We start from the raw sequence: 4,415 nt of genomic DNA, 5'->3' as shown, positions 1-4,415 counted from the left end.
GGCGGACGGTACCGACCCGGCGTTCCGCGAAAGCGTTCGCGACCGGGGTCCGTACGGGTGTCCGCACGATATCGATGTTGTCGGTGGTGAAGACGGTGTCGAAGACGGCGGTGAACGTCGTGTCGCGGTCACGGATGAGGAACCGGAACCGTCTCGCCCGCTCACCCAGAGCTATGGGCAGGTTACGGGTTTGCTGGGGTGGCCCGGCTGTTCGTCGGGTGGCGGGTCACACCGGCGAGATGCACCCGGCGGGGTTCGACTTCGATGAAGAACAGCGCGTACAGCTTGCTCAGCACAGACGGTGTCGACGGTGAAGAAGTCACAGGCGAGGATGGGCGTGGGCTTGGGTGTGCAGGAACTGTCGCCAGGTGGGGCCGGAGCGGCGGGGTGCGGGATCGACGTGGGCGGAGCGCAGGATCGTCCAGACGGTACTGGCGCCTACCTGATAGCCGGGTTGGACGAGTTCGCGGTGGATGCGGTGGTAGCCCCAGCGGGGTTCTTCTTGGCGAGGCGGAGGATCAGCTGGCGGATCTCCGTTGGGGTGGAGGGCCGGCCCAGCAGAACCGGGGCCGGGACACCTGGCGGCGTAGCACGGTGAGTTCGTGGCGGAGCACAAGGATCTCGGCGTCTTTCGTCGCCGAGCTGCGGGCCACCAACCCCAGCCAGCCCACCAGCCGACAGAAGACGAGGTAGATCAGCCGAACCGCCATGGCCAGAATCATCCACACGGTGGTGTCCCGGTCAACAGCACCTGATGGCCGGCAGAGCACGGCTGGACGACAGGCAGAGGTACAGGTGTCCGATCGCCTTCGACGGAAGGCCTATCGATCACCGGCTGAGACAGAAGCCCTGGTCAGATCCTACGGACGAGTTTCGGGCACCCACACGTCACCGAGGTCGAGGCGGGACGGTACCTGCATGGGGATGCCTGTTGCCTCCGGCCGGCGGCGACAAGGTGGCGTCGGGCCGGCTCACAGCACCGGCAGGTTCCACAGCCGCAGCGTGCCGTCGTCGCCGCCGCTTGCCAGCGTGCGTCCGTCGGGGGAGAAAGCCACCGCCTTCACCCACCCGGCATGGCCGCGCAGCGGCGCGGGGTCGGAGCGGACGGAGCTCGGGTTGGTCACGTTCCACACTCGCACGGCCGTGTCGGCGCAGCCGCCGGCGAGCCGCCGTCCGTCAGGGGAGAACGCCAGCGCGGTCACGCCGCGGGGGTTACTTGGTGAGGCTTCGCCGACCAGGCGAGGTCGCAACGGCGGGAGCGCGCCCGACCGGGCCGGGCCGGGGTCGAGGCTGAACAGACGCACCTCGCTGCGTCTGTTCTTCTTCCAGACCCGGCCAGCGCCGGTCGCGACCAGCCGGCAATCTGAGCTGAACGCCACCGACCAGACCGGGCGGTCCGGCCCGGTGGGCGCCGGCTCGTGCGCGAGCGCCCTGCGTGTGGTCAGATCCCACAGGCTGATGGCCGGCCCGTCCGGCGCCGTGCTGCCTGGCAGGTCGGTGGCTGTGAGGAGCCGCCTGTCTGGGGTGAACGCGATCGCGCGCACTCCGGCGAGACAGTCGATTGGTGGGCCTTCCGCCCGCGGCGACCGGGCCGGGTCAACCGCCCACAACCGCACGGTGCCGTCCTCACCCCCGCTGGCGAGTAGGCGCCCGTCTGGTGAGAACGTCAACGTCCAGACGCGGCCTGTGTGCCCGTACAGCGGAGCGCATAGCGATTGCGGTTGCCGGGCGGAGACGTCCCACAGGAAGACTGGCCCGTCCGATCCGGCGCTGGCCAGCACCCCGCCGACCGGTGAGAAGGCAACGGCCTCCACCCGGTCGGCGTGGCCGGAGAGCGGCTCACCGTACGACGAGGGATGCCACGGGGTCGTTACATCCCAAAGTCGCACCCGGTGGTCGGCGCCTCCGCTGGCGAGCAACCGGCCATCTGATGAGAACGCTGCCGCGAGCACCGCGCCGTCGTGTCCGAAGTCCCCGGCGGCGGTCTTCGGGGCACCGCGCGCCGCTGCCGTGTCCGGTCCCGGCGCGGCGTCAGCTGGTTCATGCGTGGCGGTGTGAGGACCCGGCTCGGCGGCGGTTGGCCCGGGCGGCGCGAGGACCGGTGCCGACTCCCGGGCCACGGTGGGCGTGGTCGACGGGGCCGCGCTCGGCGGGAGCACTGTCGGCGGGGCGGTGTCTGGCCTGGCTGGGATACCGGCCCCAGCGGGTGGCTGGTGCTCAGGCCGGGCAGCGGTCGGCGACTCCGGCGGACGGGGGGCGGCCATGGGCGGCACCCGGAGTGCGGGCCGATCGACGGTCCATAGCCGGACGACACCATCGTTGCCGGCGGTCGCCAGCAGCGATCCGTCAGGCGAGAAGGCCACCTGGAACACATACCCGTGGGCGGTGTCGGCCGGCGGCAGCGGCCGTGGACTGGCCAGGTCGGTGAGGTCCCACAACCGGAGCTTCTTGTCGCCCCCGCTGGCGAGCATCAGCCCGTCCGGGGAGAACGCGAGCGTGTGTACGGGACCTTCGGGCCCGGTCAGCGGCCCGCACCGTGGTTGCGGTGAGGTGGGGTCGGTGAGGTCCCACAGCCGGATGCTTCCGCTTCCGCCAGCGGTGGCCAGCACCGTTGCGTCCGGCGAGAAGGCCAGCGCCGCTACCGCCTTGCGGCCGGCTCCGAAGGCCGGCGCAAGCGGGATGACGGTCCTCAGGTCCGCCGCCCCGAACAGCGCGACCGAGCCGTGCCTGGTGGCATAGGCCAGCATGCGGCCGTCGCGCGTCGCCGCGACCGCTGTGACGGCGGTGCCGTGGAGCGAGGCGAGCGGTGCAGGCGTGTCGGTTCGCTCCACGTCCCACCATCCGACCTGGTTGGCGCGGCCGATGGCGAGCCGGCGGCCGGTGGCGCCGAAGGCGAGCGACCTGACTCCTGTCGTGTTCCCGGCGCCTTCGGCGATCTCGCTCGCGAGCCGAGGCCCCTGCTTGCCGGCGAGCTGCCACAGCCGGACGATGCGGTCGTCACCGCCCGTCGCGAGCAGGTGGCCGCGGGGCGCGAACGCGAGGGCGCGGATCGGAAGGGTGTGCCCGGTCAGCGGCTCGCCGCGTGGGACCCCCGTGCGCACGTCCCACAGGTGCACCACCCGGTCGTGGCCGGCACTGGCGAGGATCTCGCCGTCGCTGGAGAACGCCAGTGCGCGTACCGGTTTGACGTGGCGGGGCAGCGCGGCGAGCAGCCGCACGATGGGGCCCGCTTCGGTCATGGGCGACACGCCGGCTCCCGACGGGCAGGTCGGGGCGAACCCGTTGTCGCGCGGGGAGGGGCCGGGCGGTGGACCGTCGGGACGGAGGACTGGCCGCGCCGTTGACAGCGCGGCTTCCGTGACCGGGGCGGGCTCGGGTGGTGCGGCCGGCCGGGCAGTCGCGGGCGCCGGCTGCGGTGCGCGCGACACGCCCCTGCGGAACCAGAAGCGGACCCGAAGGTCGGTACTGGCGCTGGCTAGGACAGCGCCGTTCTCCGGCGAGAACGCCACCTGGGTCACGGGGCCGAGATGGCCCCGCGCGGGCAGCCAGGGCACGGGCACACCCGGGGCGGTGACGTCCCACAGCCGGACGGCGCAGTCCTTGCCGCCGCTCGCCAGGAACGTCCCTTCCTGGTTGAACGCCAGGGTGTTCACCGCGCCTTCGTGGCCGGCGAGCGGCGGGCACTGTTGCTTGGGCGTGACCGGGTCGCGCACGTCCCACAGCGTGACGAACCCATCTACGCTCGCGCTGGCCAGCAGCGTCCCGTCAGGAGAGAACGCCAGCGCCTGCACGCCCTGGTCGTGGGCCGCCAGATCCGAGCCGAGCGGCCCTGGAATGCCCGCGCCGTTGGGGCTGGCGAGGCCGATCCCCCCATGCCTCATGCCGTAGGCGATCAGGGAGCCATCGCCGCTGACTGCCAGCGTGGTCACCTCCTCGGCCGGTCTGAACCCGGCCGAGAGCTGGCACGGGGCGTCGGGGTCGGTCAGGTCCCACCAGTGGAGTCGGGCACCTCCGACGGTCACGAGCCGTCGCGCATCAGTGCAGAACCCGACCGCGAAGACCCTCCCAGCGTGCTCCAGCGGCGCGCCCAGCGGCACCGGTCGGGCAGGGTCGGTCAGCCGCCAGAGCCGGACCGTCCTGTCCTCGCCGCCGGTGGCGAGCAGCCCGCCGCGGTCCGGAGTGAAGGCGATCGCGCGGATGCGCCGCGCGTGCCCGGTCTCGACCTCGCCGACCTGTTCCGGGAATCGGCCGAAGCCGGGTACGGTCCACAGCCGCAGCACCTTGTCGTGCCCCGCAGCGGCGAGCGCGGCGCCGCCGGTCAGGAACGCCACCGCCAAGGTCGGGTGCTTTACCCTGATCGGCGCGCAGTAGGTGCGCAGGTAGGGCGGTGGCGAGGGGGCCGCCGCGTCACTGGC

2 protein-coding genes are annotated in these 4,415 nt (G+C 72.5%); both read right to left on the bottom strand.

All coding sequences use genetic code 11. The features are described 5' to 3' along the window. Positions 1–518: 518 nt before the first annotated feature. Positions 519–710, bottom strand: coding sequence for a hypothetical protein (locus tag FMEAI12_RS37340; RefSeq protein WP_200835408.1), 192 nt, complete (start codon positions 708–710; stop codon positions 519–521). Positions 711–971: 261 nt separating this feature from the next. After that, positions 972–4,415: WD40 repeat domain-containing protein (locus FMEAI12_RS24625; RefSeq protein WP_368672104.1), on the bottom strand; the 3,444-nt coding region annotated here is incomplete at its 5' end.

Origin of the sequence: Parafrankia sp. Ea1.12 (genome assembly GCF_900465275.1) — a bacterium.
Lineage (GTDB): Bacteria > Actinomycetota > Actinomycetes > Frankiales > Frankiaceae > Parafrankia > Parafrankia soli.
The sequence above is the reverse complement of the archived record's forward strand: the minus strand, read 5'-3'. Positions and strand labels throughout refer to the sequence as shown.

Bases quoted from the DNA above. Each gene is read 5' to 3' on its own strand.
- FMEAI12_RS37340 (WP_200835408.1), bottom strand. From the start codon at position 710: ATGGCGGTTCGGCTGATCTACCTCGTCTTCTGTCGGCTGGTGGGCTGG.